At 72.4% G+C, this 19,715-nt stretch carries 16 protein-coding genes; 8 read left to right on the forward strand and 8 right to left on the reverse strand.

Annotated features, from left to right (window positions below):
- Positions 1-86: 86 nt before the first annotated feature.
- The 5 genes from ASE27_RS15850 to ASE27_RS15870 form a co-directional block, all read right to left on the reverse strand.
- Positions 87-1,355 (reverse strand): HtaA domain-containing protein, encoded by a 1,269-nt coding sequence (locus ASE27_RS15850; RefSeq protein ID WP_056652601.1) that lies wholly within the window; start codon positions 1,353-1,355, stop codon positions 87-89.
- A 245-nt stretch (positions 1,356-1,600) separates the two neighbouring features.
- Entirely contained in the window at positions 1,601-2,197 is a 597-nt protein-coding gene (locus ASE27_RS15855) for a LemA family protein (RefSeq protein WP_056652604.1), read from the reverse strand.
- Between the two features lie 144 nt (positions 2,198-2,341).
- Entirely contained in the window at positions 2,342-3,076 is a 735-nt protein-coding gene (locus ASE27_RS15860; RefSeq protein ID WP_157257665.1) for a hypothetical protein, read from the reverse strand.
- A 60-nt stretch (positions 3,077-3,136) separates the two neighbouring features.
- A complete protein-coding gene (gene pyrE, locus ASE27_RS15865; protein ID WP_056652610.1) occupies positions 3,137-3,721 on the reverse strand; it encodes an orotate phosphoribosyltransferase in 585 nt (194 codons plus the stop codon).
- 61 nt (positions 3,722-3,782) lie between these two features.
- Entirely contained in the window at positions 3,783-4,550 is a 768-nt protein-coding gene (locus ASE27_RS15870; RefSeq protein WP_056652614.1) for an SDR family oxidoreductase, read from the reverse strand.
- 125 nt (positions 4,551-4,675) lie between these two features.
- Here ASE27_RS15870 and ASE27_RS15875 point away from each other — a divergent pair, with 125 nt between their 5' ends.
- The gene (locus tag ASE27_RS15875; RefSeq protein WP_056652617.1) at positions 4,676-5,467 is read left to right on the forward strand and encodes an exodeoxyribonuclease III; all 792 of its coding nucleotides are present in this window, start codon (positions 4,676-4,678) and stop codon (positions 5,465-5,467) included.
- An 88-nt stretch (positions 5,468-5,555) separates the two neighbouring features.
- Here the strand turns inward: ASE27_RS15875 and ASE27_RS15880 are convergent, their stop codons facing one another.
- Both ASE27_RS15880 and ASE27_RS15885 read right to left on the reverse strand, forming a co-directional pair.
- Positions 5,556-8,012: a GH36-type glycosyl hydrolase domain-containing protein gene (locus ASE27_RS15880; RefSeq protein ID WP_056652620.1), complete on the reverse strand. Its 2,457-nt coding sequence runs from the start codon at positions 8,010-8,012 to the stop codon at positions 5,556-5,558.
- A gap of 132 nt (positions 8,013-8,144) precedes the next feature.
- Positions 8,145-10,367: an NTP transferase domain-containing protein gene (locus ASE27_RS15885; RefSeq protein ID WP_056652623.1), complete on the reverse strand. Its 2,223-nt coding sequence runs from the start codon at positions 10,365-10,367 to the stop codon at positions 8,145-8,147.
- 303 nt (positions 10,368-10,670) lie between these two features.
- Between ASE27_RS15885 and ASE27_RS15890 the strand changes: the two genes are divergently transcribed.
- From ASE27_RS15890 to ASE27_RS15900, 3 genes are all read left to right on the forward strand, one after another.
- The gene (locus ASE27_RS15890) at positions 10,671-11,333 is read left to right on the forward strand and encodes a DUF4190 domain-containing protein (protein ID WP_056652626.1); all 663 of its coding nucleotides are present in this window, start codon (positions 10,671-10,673) and stop codon (positions 11,331-11,333) included.
- Complete coding sequence (locus ASE27_RS15895; RefSeq protein WP_082609013.1) at positions 11,330-11,989, forward strand: DUF4190 domain-containing protein; 660 nt, start codon at positions 11,330-11,332, stop codon at positions 11,987-11,989. Before ASE27_RS15890 ends, ASE27_RS15895 begins: the two co-directional genes overlap by 4 nt.
- Positions 11,990-12,086: 97 nt before the next feature.
- Positions 12,087-14,411, forward strand: a complete 2,325-nt coding sequence (locus ASE27_RS15900; protein ID WP_056652629.1) for a glycoside hydrolase family 3 C-terminal domain-containing protein — start codon at positions 12,087-12,089, stop codon at positions 14,409-14,411.
- A 187-nt stretch (positions 14,412-14,598) separates the two neighbouring features.
- On the opposite strand, the gene ASE27_RS15905 is transcribed toward ASE27_RS15900, so the two are convergent.
- Entirely contained in the window at positions 14,599-15,336 is a 738-nt protein-coding gene (locus ASE27_RS15905; protein ID WP_082609014.1) for a TetR/AcrR family transcriptional regulator, read from the reverse strand.
- 363 nt (positions 15,337-15,699) lie between these two features.
- Here ASE27_RS15905 and ASE27_RS15910 point away from each other — a divergent pair, with 363 nt between their 5' ends.
- The 4 genes from ASE27_RS15910 to ASE27_RS15925 all read left to right on the forward strand — a co-directional run bounded on the left by ASE27_RS15910 (position 15,700) and on the right by ASE27_RS15925 (position 19,639).
- A complete protein-coding gene (locus ASE27_RS15910) occupies positions 15,700-16,413 on the forward strand; it encodes an ABC transporter ATP-binding protein (protein WP_056652635.1) in 714 nt (237 codons plus the stop codon).
- Positions 16,413-17,306 (forward strand): ABC transporter permease, encoded by an 894-nt coding sequence (locus tag ASE27_RS15915; RefSeq protein WP_056652637.1) that lies wholly within the window; start codon positions 16,413-16,415, stop codon positions 17,304-17,306. Before ASE27_RS15910 ends, ASE27_RS15915 begins: the two co-directional genes overlap by 1 nt.
- A 183-nt stretch (positions 17,307-17,489) precedes the next feature.
- The gene (locus ASE27_RS15920; RefSeq protein WP_056652639.1) at positions 17,490-18,980 is read left to right on the forward strand and encodes a sensor histidine kinase; all 1,491 of its coding nucleotides are present in this window, start codon (positions 17,490-17,492) and stop codon (positions 18,978-18,980) included.
- On the forward strand, positions 18,977-19,639 hold the full coding sequence (locus tag ASE27_RS15925) for a response regulator transcription factor (RefSeq protein WP_056652641.1): 663 nt from the start codon (positions 18,977-18,979) through the stop codon (positions 19,637-19,639). The genes ASE27_RS15920 and ASE27_RS15925 overlap by 4 nt, the downstream gene beginning before the upstream one ends.
- The last annotated feature ends 76 nt before the right edge of the window (positions 19,640-19,715 follow it).

The following is a 19,715-nucleotide window of genomic DNA, read 5'->3' on the forward strand; positions in this document are numbered from 1 at the left end:
CGTTCGCGGCCGGATCGAAACCAGAACCCTTCACCACGACCGCATCACCAGGACGCACCACGGTGCTCTTCAACGGCGTCACACCATCAGCAGCGAACACCTCGACCCTTGAACGTGACGGGCGTGAACGTGTCGAGCGAACGATCCGTGACCGAGAGGGCGTGCGCGGCCGACGTCGCGACCACGTACTCCTTCGTGGCGTCGAACGAGCCCGCCGGGACCGTGATCGTGGTCCTGAACGCGCCGTCGACGATCGAGCGGACGTAGACCTGCTGCAGCCAGCCCTCGGCCAGGAGCGGGCCCTCGCCCTTCCAGATCGACGACTCGCCCAGCAGGACGTAGGCACCGTTCTTCGCGCCAGCACCCACGAACCCCGTCCCCGAGATCGTGAACTTGTTCTCGACCGCGGGGTCGACATCCGCGCTCGGCGTGACCGTCACCTTGGGGTCTGCGACCGGAGCCGGCGGATCGACGGTCTTGGCCGTCACGGTGTGCGCGGTGGACGCGGACGTCGAGGCGACGAACGCGGCTGCGTCGGCCGGGGTGAAGCGTGCCGAGTAGGCGTGCTCCCCCACTGCCGGAGCCGCGACGTCGAGGCGAGCGGCGCCGTCGGACACCGTGGCCGTGCCCAGCGACGTGGCTCCGTCGAGGAACTCGACGCTGCCCGCTGCGGCCGGGGCGACCGTCGCGCTCAGCGCGACCGCGGTCCCCTCGACCGAGGTGCCCGCCGGGGCGACCGCGAGCGTCGTGGTCGTCGGTGCGGCCGGCGCCACCGGGAGCGGCGCGTCGAGCGTGGCGGTGAAGGTCGACATCGGCTGGCCGACGTAGTCGGAGAAGTTGCCGTCGAGCGCACCGAACGCGCTGGACAGGGCCCCGTTCGCCGTGACGGTGAGCGTGTCGCCCGCGCGGGCCGTGCTCACGGCCACGTCGGCGACCTTGACGTCGTCTGCCAACCCGGCGGCCGTGGTGACGTCCGCGGTGAGGACGCCGGTCGTCGGCGAGCTGATCGTGAGACGCAGGTCGGCGACCGTGATGTCGAGGACGCCGCCGTGCGCCTTGTAGTTGGTCGATCCACCGAAGCGCAGCGCGCCGACGCCCGTCACGGGGTCGATGCTGCCGCTCGCGGGCGAGTACACGGACTTGCCGTTGCTCAGCGCCGGCGTGATCGTCCCCGCACCGCCGACGTATCCGGTCCAGCTGTCCTTGAGGTTCCAGGTGGCGCTGCCGCCCGACACCGTGACGGTGTCCGCGGCGCTGGCGGGAGTGACCCCGACGACTGCGAGACCGGCGACGAGCGCTCCGGTCAGGAGTGAGGCGAGAGCGCGACGGCGCCCTCCTCGTTGCGTGATGAGCACTCGGTCTCCCGTGATGGTTCGTGGGCCGCCCGCGATGGCGGCGTCAGGGCGGCAGGTCTCTCGACCATCGCCCTGTGGACCATATAAGGCGTGCCTCACCAAAGCAAGGATTACCTTATCTCCTGTGGTCGGAGTCACACCCTCGTCTCAGACGCCTGTCGGACCGGGACGCGCCGAGGGGCGGCGCGCCCCTGGCGCACCGCCCCTCGTCCGTCCGTGCCGCACGTCGCGGCCGGTCCTCGACCTCAGCGGTCGAGGATCGGGCCGTTGCCGTTGAAGTCCAGGCGCGGCGCGTTGCGCACCGCCGGGTTGTCGACCTCGAAGTACTCGGCCCGCTGGAAGCCGAACATCTTCGCGATGACGTTCGGCGGGAACGTCTCGACCTTGGTGTTCAGCGTGCGGACGTTCGCGTTGTAGAACCGACGACCGGCCGCGATGCGGTCCTCGGTGTTCGTCAGCTCGGCCTGGAGCTGACCGAAGTTCTCGCTGGCACGGAGCTGCGGGTAGGCCTCGGCGACCGCGAACAGCCGCCCGAGCGCCTGCGTCAGCTGGTTCTCCTTGGCTGCCTGGTCCGCCGGACCGGAGACCGGTCCCGCCGCTGCCGAACGCGCCGCGGCGACCTGCTCGAAGACGCCCCGCTCGTGCGCGGCGTACCCCTTCACGGTCTCCATCAGGTTCGGGATGAGGTCATGGCGCCGGTGCAGCTCGACGTCGATCTGACGCCACGACTCCTGCACCAGGTTCCGCAGCCGGACGAAGCCGTTGTACTGCGCGACCGCCCAGAAGAGGACGATCAGGACGATGACGCCGATGACGATCAAGGCGATGATGCCGCCTGACATGCTGCCCCCTTGGGCTGAGGTGTCGGACCGCCCGGCCCGGACGCCCGCGCGCCCGGGCCCGACAGGCCGAGGTGCGTGACGTCGTCGGGCGACGCGGAAGGTACGTGCATCGTAGCGGGGAGCAGGGCACCCCGGACCGAGGCGTCAGGGAGCCGGCGTCCCCCACGTCGGCGCGGAGCGGGGCCGGTCTCCCTGCCGACGCGGTGGCGACGCCCCGCGGTCGAGCCAGACGTGGTCCGGGATCGCGTCGGCCACGGCCGCGAGCCGCGACATGAGGGGGAACACGTTGTCCAGGACCGTCCTGCCACCCGTCCACCCGAGGATCGCGTCCCCCTCGATCCGCACGTTGCGTCGCGCGAAGTCCGGCTCGAGGAGACGGTGCATGAGGCGCGGGTGCAGGACCTGGTGCGCGAACCGGAGGTCGCTCGTCTCGACGCGCCAGGCCCGGTTGAAGTCCTCCGACTCGAGCTGCACGTCCTGCCCGCCGAACGCCTTGGCGAGCCTGGCCCCGAAGCCCTCGGGCGTCAGCTCGAGCGCGGGCAGCACCGCCGGCAGGAACAGGGCGACCACGTGCGCCGTGTGCGTCGTCTCGCTCTTGCCGCCCCCGACGGTCCAGACGTACGTGAACGACAGCGCCGGGCGGCCTGCGTACTCGCCTGCGAGGACCTCGGTCGCCTTGCGGTCGTGCCCCGCCCCGAACGGGGTCCCCCGCCAGCGCTTCGCGAGCTCGCGGTCGAGGGCCTCGTAGCGCCACCCGTGGCGCGCGGCCCACGCCTCGAACATGCGCAGCCGCGCCTTGCCGGCCCGCCAGAACACGTACATCAGACCGATCACGACGACGTCCACGACGACGAAGACGACCCACGCCACCCAGGTCACGACGTGCCCCCTCCCGCTGCCGGCCCGCTCACGGGTCGCTCAAGACCTGCTCAGGCCTGCTCAGGCGAGGTCGAAGTCCGTCAGGCCGAAGATCGAGAAGTAGGGCACGCCCAGCGCCTCGATCTTCTCGCGCGCACCCGTGTCGCGGTCCATGATCGTCGCGACGCCCACGACCTCGGCGCCCGCTGCCCGCGCCGCCTCGATCGCCGTGATGGGCGAGCCACCCGTCGTCGTCGTGTCCTCGACGACGACGACGCGGCGCCCCGCGATCTCCGGCCCCTCGATCTGACGCTGCATCCCGTGGGCCTTGGCGGCCTTGCGCACCACGAACGCGTCGAGGTCCTGGCCCCGCGAGGCCGCGGCGTGCAGCAGCGCGGTCGCGATGGGGTCAGCACCGAGCGTCAGACCGCCCACGGCGTCGACCTCCGCGGTCCCCAGCCCGGCCTCCTCGAGCTGGTCCAGCAGGACGTGCCCGACGAGCGGCGCCGCGCGGTGGTGCAGCGTGATGCGGCGCAGGTCCACGTAGTAGTCGGCTTCCTTGCCCGAGGAGAGCGTGACCTTCCCGTGCACGATCGCCAGCTCGGCGATCAGGTCGCGGAGCTGCTCGCGGGGCGTCGGGGACAGGTGCGTGGAGGTGTCGGTCATGGGGTCAAGGCTAGCGTTCCTGCGGGTCCGTCCTCCGCGCCCGACCGCGACCCGAGACCGGTCAGCGCGCCTCGAACGCCCGCACGGCGGCACGCGGTGCGACCTTGAGCAGCCCCGACGCCAGCCGGTACCGCAGCGAGGGCGTCGAGATCACGACGCCGCGGCGCACGTCCGCGAGGGCCGCCGCGACGACCCGGTCCGCGTTGAGCCACGCGACCTCGGGAAGCTGCGTGTAGTCGATCCCGGCCCGCTCGTGGAACTCGGTGTGCGTGAGCCCCGGGCACAGGGCCGTGGCCGTCACGCCCGTCCCGCGCAGCTCGACCGCGAGCCCCTCGGTGAACGTCCGCACCCACGCCTTGGCGGCCGAGTAGGTCCCGCTCGCCGTGAGCGCCGCGACCGACGCGACGTTGAGGATCGCGCCGCGCCCGCGCTCGGTCATCTGGCCCGCTGCGGCGTGCGAGAGCACCAGGACCGCGCGCACCATGACGTCCAGCGCCTTGACCTCGGCGTCGACGTCCCCGCCCACGAAGCGCTGGTGCACCGCGTAGCCGGCGTTGTTGACGAGCAGGCCCACGGGTCGCTGCCCTGCCTCGTCCTCGTCGACCACGGCGAGACGTGCTGCGACGCGCGCGACGTCGTCGGGCACCGAGAGGTCCGCCGGGAGCACCTGGACCCGCACGCCCGCGGCCGCGCGGATCTGCGCCGCGACGCGCTCGAGGCGCTCGGCGTCGCGCGCGACGAGGACCAGGTCGTGACGGGCCGTGGCCAGCTGCCACGCGAACTCGAGGCCCAGGCCGGCGCTCGCGCCGGTGATCAGTGCAGTCGCCATGGGCCCAGCCTAGGGGGCGCGCGGCGGTCGGGGGACCCCCGTGCCCGACGGCGCCACGCACCTCGGGCCGTCGGCTCGCCGTCCACCCGCACCGGGCGTGGGTCGCCCCGGCTAGCCTGGGCGCCATGCGACTCGCCACCTGGAACATCAACTCGATCCGAGCCCGCGCCGAGCGGGCCGTGGCCTTCCTGGAACGCTCGGGCACCGACGTGCTCGCGCTGCAGGAGACCAAGTGCAAGGACGCCCAGTTCCCGCACGAGGTCTTCGAGGCCGCGGGGTACGAGGTCGCGCACTTCGGGCTGAGCCAGTGGAACGGGGTCGCGATCGTGTCCCGCGTGGGGATCGAGGACGTCGAGACGGGCTTCGCGACGCAACCGCACTTCGGGGCCGAGCCGCACCTGGAGGCCCGGGCGATCGGCGCGACGTGCGGCGGCGTGCGCGTGTGGAGCCTGTACGTACCGCACGGGCGCGGGCTCGACGACCCGCACTACCCGTACAAGCTCGAGTGGCTCGGCAACCTGCGCGAGCAGGCCGCGGGCTGGCTCGCGGCCGATCCTGCGGCGCAGGTGGCGCTGGTCGGCGACTGGAACGTCGCGCCGCTCGACACCGACGTGTGGGACCCGGCCGTGTTCGCGGGGCACACGCACACCTCCCCGCCCGAGAGGGAGGCGTTCTCGGCGTTCGCGGCGGCCGGGTACACCGAGGTCACGCGCGAGTTCTTCCCCGAGGAGCACAAGTACACGTACTGGGACTATCAGCAGCTGCGCTTCCCCAAGAACCAGGGCATGCGGATCGACTTCGCCTACCTGTCCCCCGCGCTGCGGGCCCGCGCGACGGGCGTGGAGATCGACCGCGACGAGCGCAAGGGCAAGGGCGCCTCGGACCACGTTCCCGTGATCGTGGACTTCTCGGACTGACCACCGGGTCCCGTAGACGCTGAGTGCGGAGCAGCTGTCGTCGGACGAGCCGTTCGACGACAGCTGCTCCGCACTCAGCGGCTGGCGGTCAGCCCAGCGTCACCACGACCTTGACCTCCGAGCCCTCCGGCTGGGCCGGGATCGGCTGCGTCGGGTCGAGCTCGACGCCGTCGAGCGTCACCGACGTCACGCCCTTCGAGACGTGGTCGGGGTTGCGGACCTCGATCTCGTAGACCGCTCCGCGCCACTCGCGACGCACCTCGAAGCCGTCCCAGTCCTTGGGGATCGACGGGTCGACGACCAGACCGTCGAGAGCCAGGCGCACACCGAGGATGTACTTGGTCGCGGCCGTGTACATCCAGCCTGCGGTGCCCGTGAGCCACGGGTTCTGCGCCTTGCCGAACCACTCGTGGTCACGGCCGTACAGGAACTGCACGTAGGCGTACGGCTCGGCCCCGCGGACCTCGATGTTGTCGTTCTGGTTGTACGGCAGGATCGCGTCGTAGAACTGCACGGCCTCGTCACCGCGGCCCAGCATGGCCTCGGCGATGATGGGCCACGCGTTCGGGTGCGAGAAGATCGCCGCGTTCTCCTTGATGCCCGGGTACACGCGCGTCACGAACCCGACCGTGTCGTCGACCTTGGTGAACGCCGGCCAGTTCAGGTGGTTGCCGTACTCCGAGCCCAGGAGCTCGCGCACCGAGTCCATCGACGCCTCGCCGCGCTCCTGGGTCGTGATGCCCGCGATGACGGGCCACGCCTGGTGCTCGAGGAAGATCTTGCCCTCGTCGTTGTCGTTCGAGCCGATCTTCACGCCGTCGCGCGTGTAGCCGCGGATCCACCAGGCGCCGTCCCAGAGCTGGGTGTCCGCGACCTTCGCGATGCGCTCGAGCTCGGCCTCGTACTTGGCGACGTCCGCTGCCGCGGCCTCGTCCCCGGCAGCGGCACGGTGCCGTGCGAGCTCCAGGAACGCCTGGATGGCCCACGCGTGCAGGAACGTGACCAGCGAGGTCTCGCCGCCGCCCAGGTTGAGGCAGTCGTTCCAGTCCGCACGCAGGCCCAGGGCCACACCGTTCTGACCGACCTGCTGGCTCGAGAAGTCGAGCGCGCGCGTGAGGTGCTCGTACACCGTGGCGGGCGTGCCCTCCGCGAACGGGATCTCCTCGTCGAGGAACTCGAGGCGGCCCGTCTCCTTGACGTACTCCACGACCGACGGCACGAGCCACAGGTGGTCGTCCGAGCACGTGTCCTCGAGCCCGTGGATGAGGTCCTTGGGGTCCGGCGTCGGGACGATCGTGGGCGACGGGACGTCGGGGAGCTTGGGCGCGTCCGGGTCGAACGCCTTGGGCTCGAACAGGTGCAGGCCGTAGCCCGCCTCCGTCTGGGCCCGCAGGAGCTCGACGATGCGCTGGTGCGTCTTGGTCGGGTTGGTGTGGATGACGCTCATGACGTCCTGGGCCGTGTCGCGGAAGCCCAGGCCGCTGCGTCCGCCGACCTCGACGAACGACGCGAAGCGCGACCACACGACACAGGTCTCCGCCTGGAGCAGCGTCCACGAGTTGATCATCGTGTTCATGCCCTCGTGGGGCGTGCGGATGCGCAGCTTGTCCTGCTTGGCCTTCCAGTAGGCGGCCAGGCGGGCACGCTCGGCGTCGACCGTCGCGACGTCCGCGTACTTGGCCTGCATCGCACGACCGGCCTCGGCGCGCGAGCCGTAGCCGAGCATGTAGACGAGGCGCTTGGTCTCTCCCGGCTGGAGCGTGATCTTGTGCTGGAGCGCACCGCAGTGGTTCTGCGTCGTCGCGCTATCGTTCGAGCCGTACCCGCGCTCGATCGCGATCGGGTTGGCCTCGGAGCGGTAGGGGCCGATGAAGTTGTCACGCAGCGAGTCGTACGACGACGGCGTCTCGCTCGACGCGAAGTAGTGGAACGTCCACGGCTCGTAGTAGGCGTCGTACTCGATGATGCCGTCCTCGTAGGACGACCCCGTCGAGTAGAGCGACATCTGCAGGTTCTGGTTGTCGATCGTGATCGTGTGGAAGGAGAACTCCACGTACGACCCGACCGTCAGCTCACGGACCTCGTCGGTCGTGTTGGTCAGGCGCACGTCCCAGATCTCGACGTCGTCGTCCAGCGGGATGAAGATCGTCTGCTGGGCGTCGATGCCCTTGTACCGGGCCTCGAACGTCGAGTAGCTCAGGCCGTGGCGCGTGGTCCAGCGGCCCGCCCCGCCCGAGGGGTCCAGAGGCGCACCGTCCTCCGCCAGCGGCTTGCCCACCGGCTGCCACGACACCGACCAGAAGTCGCCGTCGGCCTCGTCGCGCAGGTACACGTAGTGCCCCGGGCGGTCGAGCGGGACGCCGTTCTGGCGGAACCGCGAGATGCGGCCGGTCTGCGCCGACTTGTAGTACGAGTAGCCGCCGCCGTTGTGCGAGAGCACGGTGCAGAAGTCCTTGGTGCCCAGGTAGTTCGTCCACGAGACGGGGACGTCTGGGCGCTCGATGACGTACTCGTCGCGAGCGGTGTCGAAGTGGCCGTAGCGCATCGTCGGGTCGGTTCCTGTCGGTGAGGTGGGGTGGGGAGGTGATGAGGTGGGCCGGGCCGGGCCGCGGCGCGTCGTGGCGCCGCGGGCCCGTGTCCGAGCCTCCGAGGTCGCAGGACCCCGGGGGAAGGAGGCTCAGACGCCCGCCGTGACGAAGCCCTTGAGCCAGTCGAGGAGCTCGGTGGCCTTCTCGGGGGAGTCGGCCTCGACGAACATGCGCAGCACGGGCTCGGTCCCGGAGAACCGCAGGAGCGCCCAGTTGTCGTTCTCGAGGACGATCTTTGTGCCGTCGAGGTGGGAGATGCTCACGACCGGGTAGGGCCCGATGTGCGTGAGCGGGTCCGCCTCGAGGCGGCGCGGCACGGCGACCCGCATCTCCGGCGTCGAGTCGACGCCGGCCTCGAGCGTGTAGAGACGACCCGTGATCTCGTAGATCATCTCGCGCAGCTCGGAGATCTTCTTGCCCGTGCGGGCGAGCATCTCGACGACCAGGGCGCACGCGAAGATGCCGTCCTTGCCGAGGATCCAGCCGCGGACCGTGAGGCCGCCCGAGGACTCGCCGCCGAGCACCGCGCCGATCTCCTCCATGCCGGCCGTGACGTGCTTGAAGCCGACCTTGACCTCGCGCGACTCCTCGCCGAAGTGCGCGGCCAGCCGGTCGAGCAGGTGCGTCGTCGCGAGGTTGCGCACGACGCCGCCCTTCTCGCCGCGGAACTCGTGCAGGTACCAGTAGAGGAGGAGCAGGAGGTCGTTGGTCGAGATGTACTCGCCGGTCTCGTCGACGATGCCGATGCGGTCGGAGTCTCCGTCCGTCGCCATGCCCAGGTCGTAGCGGCCGTCGCCCTGCTTGATCATCGAGATCAGGGTCGACAGGCGCTGCAGGTCCGGTGCGGGCGCGATCCCGCCGAACAGCGGGTTGTGCGAGGCGTGGATGAACTCGGAGCGCACGCGCATGTCGTTGAGGATGGTGCCGAGCGTGAGCTGGCTCGTGCCGTACATGGGGTCGACGATCACGCGCAGGTCCGAGCCGCGGACGGCGTCGACGTCGACGATCTTCTCGATCGCGTCGACGTAGGGCTCGGTGAGGACCTTGTCCACGACCAGCCCGGCCTTGCGGGCGACCGCGAGGTCGAGCGTGATGACGTCGTCGACGCTCAGCGCGTTGGCCTCGTCCTGGTAGCGGTCGGTCTCGTCGTCGAGGGGCAGGGAGCCGTCCTGGCGGAAGACCTTCATGCCGTTCCACTCGGGCGGGTTGTGGCTCGAGGTGACGATGATGCCGTAGGCCGCGCCGAGGTACGGGGCCGCGAACGTCACGAGGGGCGTGGGGACGTCGTCGGGCAGGAGGGTGACCGGGATGTTGTTGCCCGCGAAGACCTCTGCCGCCGCGACGGCGGACTCGCGCGAGAGGAAGCGGCGGTCGCCGCCGATCACGACGCCGAGCCCGTCGATGCCCTTGCGGACCGTCTCGTTCGCGATCGCCTGGCACAGGCGACGCACGTTCGCGAGCGTGTAGCCCTCGCCGATGATGGCGCGCCACCCGCCGGTGCCGAACACGATCTTGGTGTCGGTGTTCTTCTTGGGCATGAAGAGCCGCTTGAGGAGGATGTCCGCGGCCTCCTGGAGCTCCTCGGGGGTGTTGATGCCCCGGACCTCGTCGGTGTCGTAGATCCGGTACGAGGAGATGCTCTTGTGCTTGGCGATGACGCGGCGGGCGAGCTCGGTGAGCCGGTGCTCGCCGCCGGCGAGCATGGCCTCGAGCTCGGCGAACAGCAGGCCGGGGGACGCGACGTAGGCACCCACGTTGACCTCGGCGGGGGCCCCGCCGGTCCCGGCGTCGGCCGGGCGGTCCTCCTCCTCGAGGATCGCGGTGATCTCGCCGTCCTCGCGGACGATGCGCCCGTAGGTGGGCAGGTCCTCCGTCACGACGGCAGCGAGCAGCGAGAGGTCCGCGCCCTTGAGCGTGTGACGGGTCAGGAGGCCGAGCAGCGACTCGGAGCGCAGGAGCGGCGTGTCGGCGTAGGCGACGAGGACCTCTCGCGCGGGGGTCGCGAAGGCCTCGATCGTGGATCGGGCCGCGAGCACCGCCCCGCCCGTCCCCGGCAGGTCCTGCTGCTCGACGTACGTGAGGTCGTCGCCCAGCAGTCCGCGGACCGTGGTGTCGCCCGGGGCGACGACCACCACGATGCGGTCGTCGGCGACGATCTTGCGGACGTTGGCGACGGCGAGCTCGACCACGGTCGCTTCGCCGAGCGGGCGCGTGATGAGCTCGCGCGACGCGTCGTCGTGACCGGCAGCGAGAACCACCGCCGCTCGATCGTTCGTGGTGGCGGGAGCCTGTGCGGCCTGTGGCAGGGTCATGACGTCCTCACTGCTCGGTGATGCGTCGCGCGCGACCTGTGCCGGCCGCGCTCGGTAGGGCACCGGAGAGCCGAGCGAGAAAAGCACGACTCCTTCCAAATCCCTCGTACGAGAGACCGCGGATGCCCGGTACCACCACGATCATAGACGCGCGGAGCCGTGCGAACGAGGGCCAGGGGTGGTTTAGGGTGGAATCCTCACAAAATATGCGCGAGCCTCCGCCCCCGTCCGCGAAGGGCCTCCGCAGGGTGAGTCCTGTGGGGAGTTCCACCGAGGTCCGCGCCACGTCGCTACGGTTCTCCCATGACCTCCTACCCGCCGCAGGGCCCCGGCGCACCGGACCAGGATCCGACGCCTCCGCCCAACCCCTACCTCTCCCCCGGCGGACCGACGCGTCAGCCTCCGCTCGTCCCGTACCAGCCGCCCGCGGCCGGCATCGAGGACGCGCCCGTCGAACCGGACCCGTACTTCCCTCCCGCCGGGCCGTCCGGTGCAGGGTTCCCGACGGCGCCTCCGCCGTCGGGCGGCCCGGCCCACCCTCCGTACGGCGCACCGGGGACGCCCGTCCACGGGAACCCGTACGGCTCTCCCTACCCGCCTGCGCCCGGTGCGTACCCCCAGGGACAGTGGCCCCCCGGTCCGACCACGCCGTATCCCGGCGCCCCGCAGGGGATGCCGCCGGCCTGGCAGCAGGGGCCCCAGGGGCCAGCCTGGACGGCGTCGTTCGCTCCCCCTCCGCGGCAGAGCGGACTGGCTCTCGCGTCGATGATCACGTCGCTCGCCGGGCTCGCCCTGTGCTTCTTCCCCGGGATCGTCGGCCTGGTCCTGGGGATCGTGGCCCTCCAGCAGATCTCGCGCGACGGGACGACCGGACGCGGGTACGCGATCACGGGGATCGCGGTGGGCGCGGTCATGACGGCGCTCCTCGCGCTCTGGTTCATCGGCATCGCAGCGGGCTCCGTATGAGCACCCCGCCTCCCCCGTCCGGGTACGACCAGGACGTCTACTACGCGCCGGGCTGGCAGCCCGCTGCTGCCCGGACCGAGCCCCTGGCCTTTGCGGCGATCCCGACGGGGCTGCTGCTCGGGCCGGTCGGTGTAGGCGTCGGGGCCGCGGCGCTCGCGCGGATCCGACGGAACGGCACACGAGGCGTCGGGCTCGCCTGGGCGGGGATCGCGCTGGGTCTGGCCACGACGCTGACGGCGATCGCCGTCACCGTCGCCCTGCTGCTGGGCGGCGCCGCGACGCGCGCGCTGCCCGCCGACGTGAGCGCACCGCAGGACGCGCACGCGCGGCAGCTCGTCCTGGGGAACTGCCTCGCCGACCTGCCCGACGACGGCCCCGTCACCACGGTGCGCGTCGTCCCGTGCGCGGAACCTCACGAGGCCCAGGTCGTGGCCCGCACCGACTTCTCGGCGGACTCGCTCTGGCCCGGGCAGGGCGACGTCGAGTCGAGGGTCTCGCGCGTCTGCGTGCCGGCGGTCCTGGTGGACGACGTCGACCCCGCGGGGATCGAGCTGTCGGTCTGGACCCCCTCGGAGGAGTCGTGGACCGAGGGTGACCGGACCGGCCTCTGCCTGGCCGCGACGCCCGTGCTGACCGAAGGATCGCTCATCGACTGACGCCCGCCGCGACACACCTACCACTCGGTAGGTTTCTCGGATAGTCTCGGAGGAACAAGCAGAGCGGCTTGGCCGCGAACCCTCGAGGAAGTGCACCGTGAGCAACGAGAACACCGCCACCCCCACCACTGCGCGCACCGCCGGACCGCTCGACGTCGAGCGGCTCGTCCAGGAGCTCACGCTCGAGGAGAAGGCGTCGCTGACGTCGGGGCTGGACTTCTGGCACACGCAGCCCGTCGAGCGAGCGGGTGCCGAGGTTCCTGCGGTCATGGTCACCGACGGCCCGCACGGCCTGCGCAAGCAGAGCGGGGCCTCGGACCACCTGGGCCTCGCGAACTCGGTCCCCGCGACGTGCTTCCCCACGGCCGCCGCTCTCGGTTCCACGTGGAACGTCGACCTGCTCGACCGCGTCGGGAAGGCGCTCGGTCGCGAGACCCGCGCCAACGACGTCGCCGTGCTCCTCGGCCCCGGCATCAACATCAAGCGCTCCCCGCTCTGCGGCCGCAACTTCGAGTACTTCTCCGAGGACCCCGTGGTCTCGGGCGACCTGGGCGCCGCGCTGATCCGGGGCATCCAGAGCCAGGGCGTGGGCACCTCGCTCAAGCACTTCGCGGCCAACAACCAGGAGACCGACCGCATGCGCGTCTCCGCCGACGTCGACGAGCGCACGCTGCGCGAGATCTACCTGACGGGCTTCGAGCGGGCGGTGAAGAAGGCCTCGCCGTGGACCGTCATGTGCTCGTACAACAAGATCAACGGGACGTACGCATCGCAGGACCACTGGCTGCTCACCGAGGTCCTGCGTGACGAGTGGGGCTACGACGGCGTCGTGGTCTCCGACTGGGGAGCAGTCTCCGACCGCGTCGCCGCGCTCGCCGCCGGTCTCGACCTCGAGATGCCCGCCACGGGCGGCCGCACCGACGCGCAGGTCGTCGCCGCGGTCCGCGCCGGCGAGCTCGACGAGGCGATCCTCGACCAGGCGGTCCGCCGCCACCTCACGCTCCTGAACCGCGCCCTGCCCGCGCTCGCCGAGCCCGGCGCTTTCGACGTGGCCGAGCACCACGCCCTCGCCCGCGAGGCCGCCGCCGAGGGCGCGGTCCTCCTGCGCAACGAGTCCGTCGACGGCACGCCCGTCCTCCCCCTCGACCCGGCCGCCGCCGCGTCGCTCGCCGTCGTCGGCGAGTTCGCACGCACCCCGCGCTACCAGGGCGCCGGGTCGAGCCAGGTCCAGCCGACGCGCCTCGACGACGCCCTGACGGAGATCCGCGCGATCGCCGGCACCGAGGTCCCGTTCGCGGCGGGCTTCGGCATCACGGCCGAGACGTCGGCGGCCGACGACGCCCTCCGCACCGAGGCCGTCGAGCTGGCACGGGGCGCCGAGACCGTCGTCCTCTTCCTGGGCCTGCCCGCGAGCCACGAGTCCGAGGGCTTCGACCGCGACGACATGGACCTGCCCGCGAACCAGGTTGCGCTCCTCGAGGCCGTGGCGGCCGTGTGCTCGCACGTCGTCGTGGTGCTCGCGAACGGGTCGGCCGTCACGATCGCCCCCTGGCAGCACCACACCGCGGCGATCCTCGAGGGCTGGCTCGGCGGCCAGGCGGGCGGCGGCGCGGTCGCGGACCTGCTGTTCGGCGTCCGCAACCCGTCGGGCAAGCTGACCGAGACCGTCCCGCTCCGGCTCGAGGACAACGCGTCGTACGGGAACTTCCCGGGCGAGTTCGGCCACGTCCGCTACGGCGAGGGCGTCCTGGTCGGGTACCGCTACTACGACGCCAAGCGGATGGACGTCGCCTTCCCGTTCGGCCACGGCCTGTCGTACACGACCTTCGCGTACGAGGACCTGTCGGTCACGGTCTCGGGCGAGGGCCCGACGGCGTCGCTCACCGTGGACGTGACCGTCACCAACACGGGAGCCGTCGCCGGAGCCGAGGTCGTCCAGGTCTACGTGGGCGACCCGCAGGCCGCGGTCGAGCGCCCCGAGCGCGAGCTCAAGGCGTTCGGGAAGGTCGCGCTCGCTCCGGGCGGGACGCGCACCCTCTCGTTCGAGCTCGACGCACGCGACCTGTCGTACTGGCACCCCGTGCTGCGGCGCTGGGTCGTCGAGGGCGGCGAGTTCGTGGTGTCCGGGGGCGCCTCGTCCCGTGACCTGCGCGGGTCCGCCACCGTCACCGTGGTCGGCGAGGACATCACCCCGCCGCTGACCCCGTCGTCGACGCTGAGCGAGGCCCTCGCCCACCCGGTCGCGGGCGAGATCATCCGGACCGCCATGGCGCAGACCGACGACACCTCCGCGATGCCCCTGGACGAGGGGATGCTGGCGCTCGCCGGTGACATGCCGCTGCGGGTCATCGCGGCCTTCGACGGCATGCTGTTCGACGAGGCCCAGCTCGACCAGCTCCTCGCTGCGTCCGGCGAGGCCTGACCGGACGACCGACGGGCGCCCCTGGATCGACGGATCCGGGGGCGCCCGTTCGCGTGTCGGGCCGACAGCGACCCGGCCGTCAGCGGTCGGAGGTCGGCCGCCACCGGCCGGCGAGCTGCGTCAGCGGCCAGCCGTCGGCCGCCACCAGCCACCAGCCCCTCAAGCGCCAGGCGTCATGCCTGCGACCTCAGTCGGAGGTCTCGGCCTCTGCCGGTGCCGCGTCCGGCAGGATCAGCGAGAGGTAGGCACGGAGGCCGGCCGCCATGTCGACGGGCGGGCGCGGCCCGTTGCGCTCGAGCAGGAACTGGACCTGGAGCCCGTCCATGAGGGCGACGATCGCTCGCGCGGTGGCCGGGATGTCGACGTCGGGCCGCAGCCGGCCCTGGGCCGCGCGGTCCGTGAGCTCACGTCGGCTCCGGGCGAGCACGTCGTCGTATCGGCGCTGGAAGTACTCGTGCGCGGGGTGGTCGGGAGCCGTGGCCTCGGCCGACAGGATGCAGTAGAGCTCGACGATCCCGGGGCGGGCCGCGTTGCGCTCGACGACGTTGACCAGGGCGTCGAAGTACGCGACACCCTGCGCCAGGTCGTCCGCGAGCAGCGCGAAGTCCACCTCGTCACGGTGCTCGAGGACCGCCTGGAGGAGCAGCTCCTTGGTCGGGAAGTGGTGCAGCAGACCGGGGTGGGAGATGCCGACGCGCGAGGAGATCTCGCGGAGCGACGCCGAGTGGTAGCCGACCTCGCCGAAGAGCCCGGTCGCCGCCTCGAGGATCTCGTCGCGCTTGGCGCGGCCCTTCGCGTAGCCACGGGGTGCAGCGCCGGAGCCTCGCCCAGGGGCCTCGCGCGTCGCCGACGTGTCGGGCGCGCGCTCAGGTACCCCGCGGGCACCCTCGCGTGGTTGCGTGGTCTCTGACGTCCTGCTGGGCATGCGCCCTCCCCCATGAGTGTTTGCGTGAACGGTCCTGCGGTGCGTACCGCGATGTTCCGATTCCGTGACCCTACCGCCGCAGCGGTTCCTGCGGCTGGATCGTCCCGCAGGGCCGCCGCCACGGCCCGGCGTACGCGAGGTAGAACGTCCTGCGCCGAGGTAGGACGTGGCGCGCTCTACCTCGCGCAGCACGTTCTACCTCGGCGCTACGCGGGCGGGTGGCATCCAGCCGACGCCACCTCCGCCGGAAGGCGCAACCCACCTTCCCCCCTCCGCCAGAAGCGCCCGCCACAGCCCGGAAGCCAGGCTGGAGGCACGGCGCGCGGCACCCCGGCTGCGCGGCCGGAGAAGAAGGGATCCCCGATGCCAGCCATCGAGATCGTGGGCCTGCGCAAGTCCTACGGGACGTTCGACGCCGTCCGCGACGTTAGCTTCGTCGTCGAGCCCGGGAGGGTCGTGGGGCTGCTCGGCCCCAACGGCGCGGGCAAGACGACCACGCTCAACGTCCTGCTGGGGCTCGCGTCCGCGAGCGCCGGGACCGCGGCGATCCAGGGCAGCCCGTACGCGGCACTGGAGAAGCCCGGCCAGGTCGTCGGCGCGCTGCTCGACGCGGGCGGCCTGCACCCGGGTCGCAGCGGACGCGACCACCTGCGGGTCCTCGCGACCGCGGCCGGGATCGGGGGCCGACGGGTCGAGGAGGTGCTCGCGCTCGTCGGGATGGACCGTGCCGCCGACCGGCGCGTCAGGACCTACTCGCTCGGCATGCGCCAGCGCATCGGGTTGGCCGCGGCGCTCCTGGGCGACCCGCAGGTCCTCGTGCTCGACGAGCCCGCCAACGGCCTGGACCCCGCGGGCATGCGGTGGATGCGCGAGGTGCTGCGCTCGTTCGCGGACGGCGGCGGGGCGGTGCTGCTCGCGAGCCACGTCCTGGCCGAGGTCACGCAGGTGGCCGACGACCTGGTCGTGATCGGCCAGGGCCAGGTCATCGCGGACGGCCCGCTCACCGACCTCGTCCGGGGCGAGTCCCTGGAGGACTTCTACCTGAACCTGACCGCCGAGACAGAAGGAGTGCGCTGATGTTCCGCGCCGAGCTGCTCAAGCTACGCACGACCCGCACGCCCTGGATCCTGGGGATCGTCGCCCTCGCGGGCATGGTCCTCGTCCAGGCCCTGACCATCGCCCTGCCGCGCGTCCTGTCGGGCCTCGAGGGCCTGGGTGGCGGTGCCACCGTGGGCCTCCAGGCCTCGCCCGAGCTGACCGCGGACCTCGCCCCCGACCTCACCGGACTGACCGACCTGGGCGCGGCACCCGTGCAGCGCGCGATGCTGGACCTGCTGGGCAACGGCCCCGCGGGCTCGGGCTCGGCAGGCGTGTCGGTCATCTGCATGCTGCTGCTGGGCGTCCTCGCGGTCACGACCGACTTCCGCACGGGCGGCATCGTCCCTACGGCCCTCGTGGTCCCGTCGCGGCTGCGCATCCTCGGGGGCAAGGCGGGCGCGACCGCGGTCGTCGCGCTCGTGACCGGCGCCGCGCTCGCGGTGCTCACGGCCCTGGGCCTGTTCGTGGCCGTCGCGTCGACACCGGGCGCTCAGCTCATGGTCGGCGCGGGCGACGTCCTGGGCGTGTGGGGGCGTGGGCTCGTGGTCCTCGTGCTGTTCGCGTGGCTCGGGCTGGGCATCGGGACGCTGATCCGCGGGCAGGTCGCGGCGATCCTCGTCGTCGTGGGGCTCGTGGTGGTCGAGCCGTTGGTCCAGGCCGCGGTCCTGCTGCTCTCGGGGGGCACGTCGAACGCCGCGGCATGGCTGCCGCTCGGGCTGGGGTCGCTCGCGTCGACCGGCCAGAGCGCGACGTCGGTCCTGGGCGGCCTCGCCCCTCTGGGCGTCGGGGCCGCGGTGCTGGGCCTAGCCGCGTGGGTCGCGGTCGCGCTCGGGTCGGGCGCGGTGACGTTCCGTCGCCGCGACCTCGTCTGACGTCTTGCCCCGGAGGGGCGGCCCGTCGGGCGCCACGGCCACGTACCGTGGTGCCCGACGGCGCCGCTCCCCCGGTGGGCGGGTCGCCTGGGTGCGGGGCACCTGAGCCGGGGCCTCCCCGCTCCGGTGAACCCGCACGCCGCTCTGCCCGACCGCCCGACCGCCCGACCCGAGAGGCCCCCCGTGCTCGACACACTGCACCGCCGTCTCGCCGCGGTCGGCATCCGTACCTCGACGGGTCGCGACGCCCTGCTGGGCGTGGTCGTCGCGGTCCTCACGGTCGGCTTCCTGCTGGCCGTCGAGCGGGTCGCCCTGACGGACCTCGGCATCGTGGTCGAGGGCGGGCCCGACTCCCTGCGGTTCTCGACCGGCGGGCGGGTCGCCGCGATCGTGCTCGTCGTCGCGCAGGCCATGGCGCTCACGCTGCGCCGTCGGGCCCCTCTGCTCGCGCTCGCGCTGACCGTGGTGGGCCAGGTCGCTCTCGTGCCCGTGCTTCCCGCCTTCGTCTCGTTCCAGGCGCCCGCGACGCTCGTCGCGGCCTACTCGGTCGGTGCGTACGCACCGCGCCGCACGGCCCTGTGGGCGGCCGCGGCCGCAGCGGGCGTGCAGGTCCTGCTGAGCTTCGTGCTCGGCGGGCCCGTGCCGATCACCTCGACGGGTCCCGTGCCGGTCGCGGTCCAGGTCTGGGGCGGCCTCGCGTCAGCGCTCCTGACCTACGTGGCCTCGGCGCTCGTGGGTGCGTACGTCGGCACGCGCCGCGAGCTGTTCGCCCAGCTCCAGGGGCGCGTGGCCCAGGCAGAGCGCGAGCGCGACATGCTCGCGGCGCAAGCCGTCCTGGAGGAGCGCGGCCGCATGGCCCGCGAGCTGCACGACGTCGCCGCGCACCACCTGTCGGGGATCGTCGTCCAGGCGGCCGCGGCCGAGCGCCTGGTCGACCGCGACCCCGAGCGCGCCAAGGAGTCGATGCGCTGGATCCGCACCCAGGGGCGCGAGACGCTCGACAACCTGCGCCTGGTCGTCGGCATCCTGCGCAGCTCGTCGCAGGCCGGTCCCGGCGAGCCGGGCGAGGACGCCCCGGCCGCACCGCAGCCCACGCTCGACGACGCGGGCGAGCTGCTCGACCTCGCACGCAGCGCTGGCGCCGAGGTGCGTGACGTCCGTCGAGGCTCGCCGTTCGGGCTCTCCCCCGCCGTCCAGCTCACGGTGTACCGCGTGCTCCAGGAGGCGCTGAGCAACGCGCGCCGTCACGCCCCGGGGCGCGCGATCGAGGTCGTGACCGACTACCAGCAGGCCGCGCTCGTCCTCACGGTGACCAACAGGTTGCCGGTCGCGGCGATCTCGGGCGGCCGGACCGGTCGGAGCGCGGGCCGTGACCTCGATGCGCGCGAGGGGCACGGTGCCCCGGCGGCCGCTGCGGTGTCCGACAGGTCGACCAGCGCGACGGCCGTCGCCCAGGCCGCGCCCGGGCACGGCCTCATCGGCATGACCGAGCGCGCGACCCTCGTCGGCGGGACCCTCAGCGCGGGCCCGGTCCCGGGCGACGGCTGGCGGGTCCGGCTCACGGTCCCCCGGCCCGCAGCGGCCGAAGCCGCCGCTCCCACCCCCACCATCCCCGAGCGCTCGGCGACGTCCTCGGACGAGCCGTGCTCCGCCGTCGGGCAGGAGGCCCCATGACCCGAGTGGTGCTGGTCGACGACCAGGCCGTCGTCCGCGCAGGCTTCACCGTGATCCTCGAGAGCGAGGGCTTCGAGGTCGTGGGCGAGGCGGCGAACGGCTCGGACGCCGTGCGCGTCGCGCGCCGCGAGCGCCCCGACGTCGTGTGCATGGACGTGCGCATGCCCGGTGGGGACGGCATCACGGCGACGCGCGCGCTCGCGGGGCCCGGCGTCGTCGACCCGGTCCCGGTGCTCGTGGTGAGCACGTTCGACCTGGACGACTACGTGTTCGGCGCCCTGGAGGCCGGGGCGAGCGGGTTCCTGCTCAAGGACGCCGAGCCCGACGTGCTGGTCGACGCGGTGCGGCGCGTGGCGTCGGGCGAGGGTCTCGTCGACCAGACGCTCACGCGGCGCGTGATCGACGAGTTCGCCCGACGGCGGTCCCCCGCCGCGCCCGACGAGGTCGCCTCGGGCCTGCTCACCTCGCGCGAGCACGACATCCTGGCGCTGCTGTGCCGGGGGCAGTCGAACGCCGAGATCGCGGCGACGCTCTACCTCGAGGCGAGCACCGTGAAGTCGCACCTGAGCCGCATCATGACCAAGACGGGCATGCGCGACCGCGTCCAGCTCGTGGTGTGGGCGTACGAGCACGGGATCGCGGCGCCCGGCACGAGCTGACCCCGCCCGACCCCGCTGAGTGCGGAGTACTTGTCGCCGATCGGCTCGTTCGACGACAAGTACTCCGCACTCAGCG

It is taken from the genome of Oerskovia sp. Root918 (genome assembly GCF_001428945.1).
Classification (GTDB): Bacteria; Actinomycetota; Actinomycetes; order Actinomycetales; family Cellulomonadaceae; genus Oerskovia; species Oerskovia enterophila.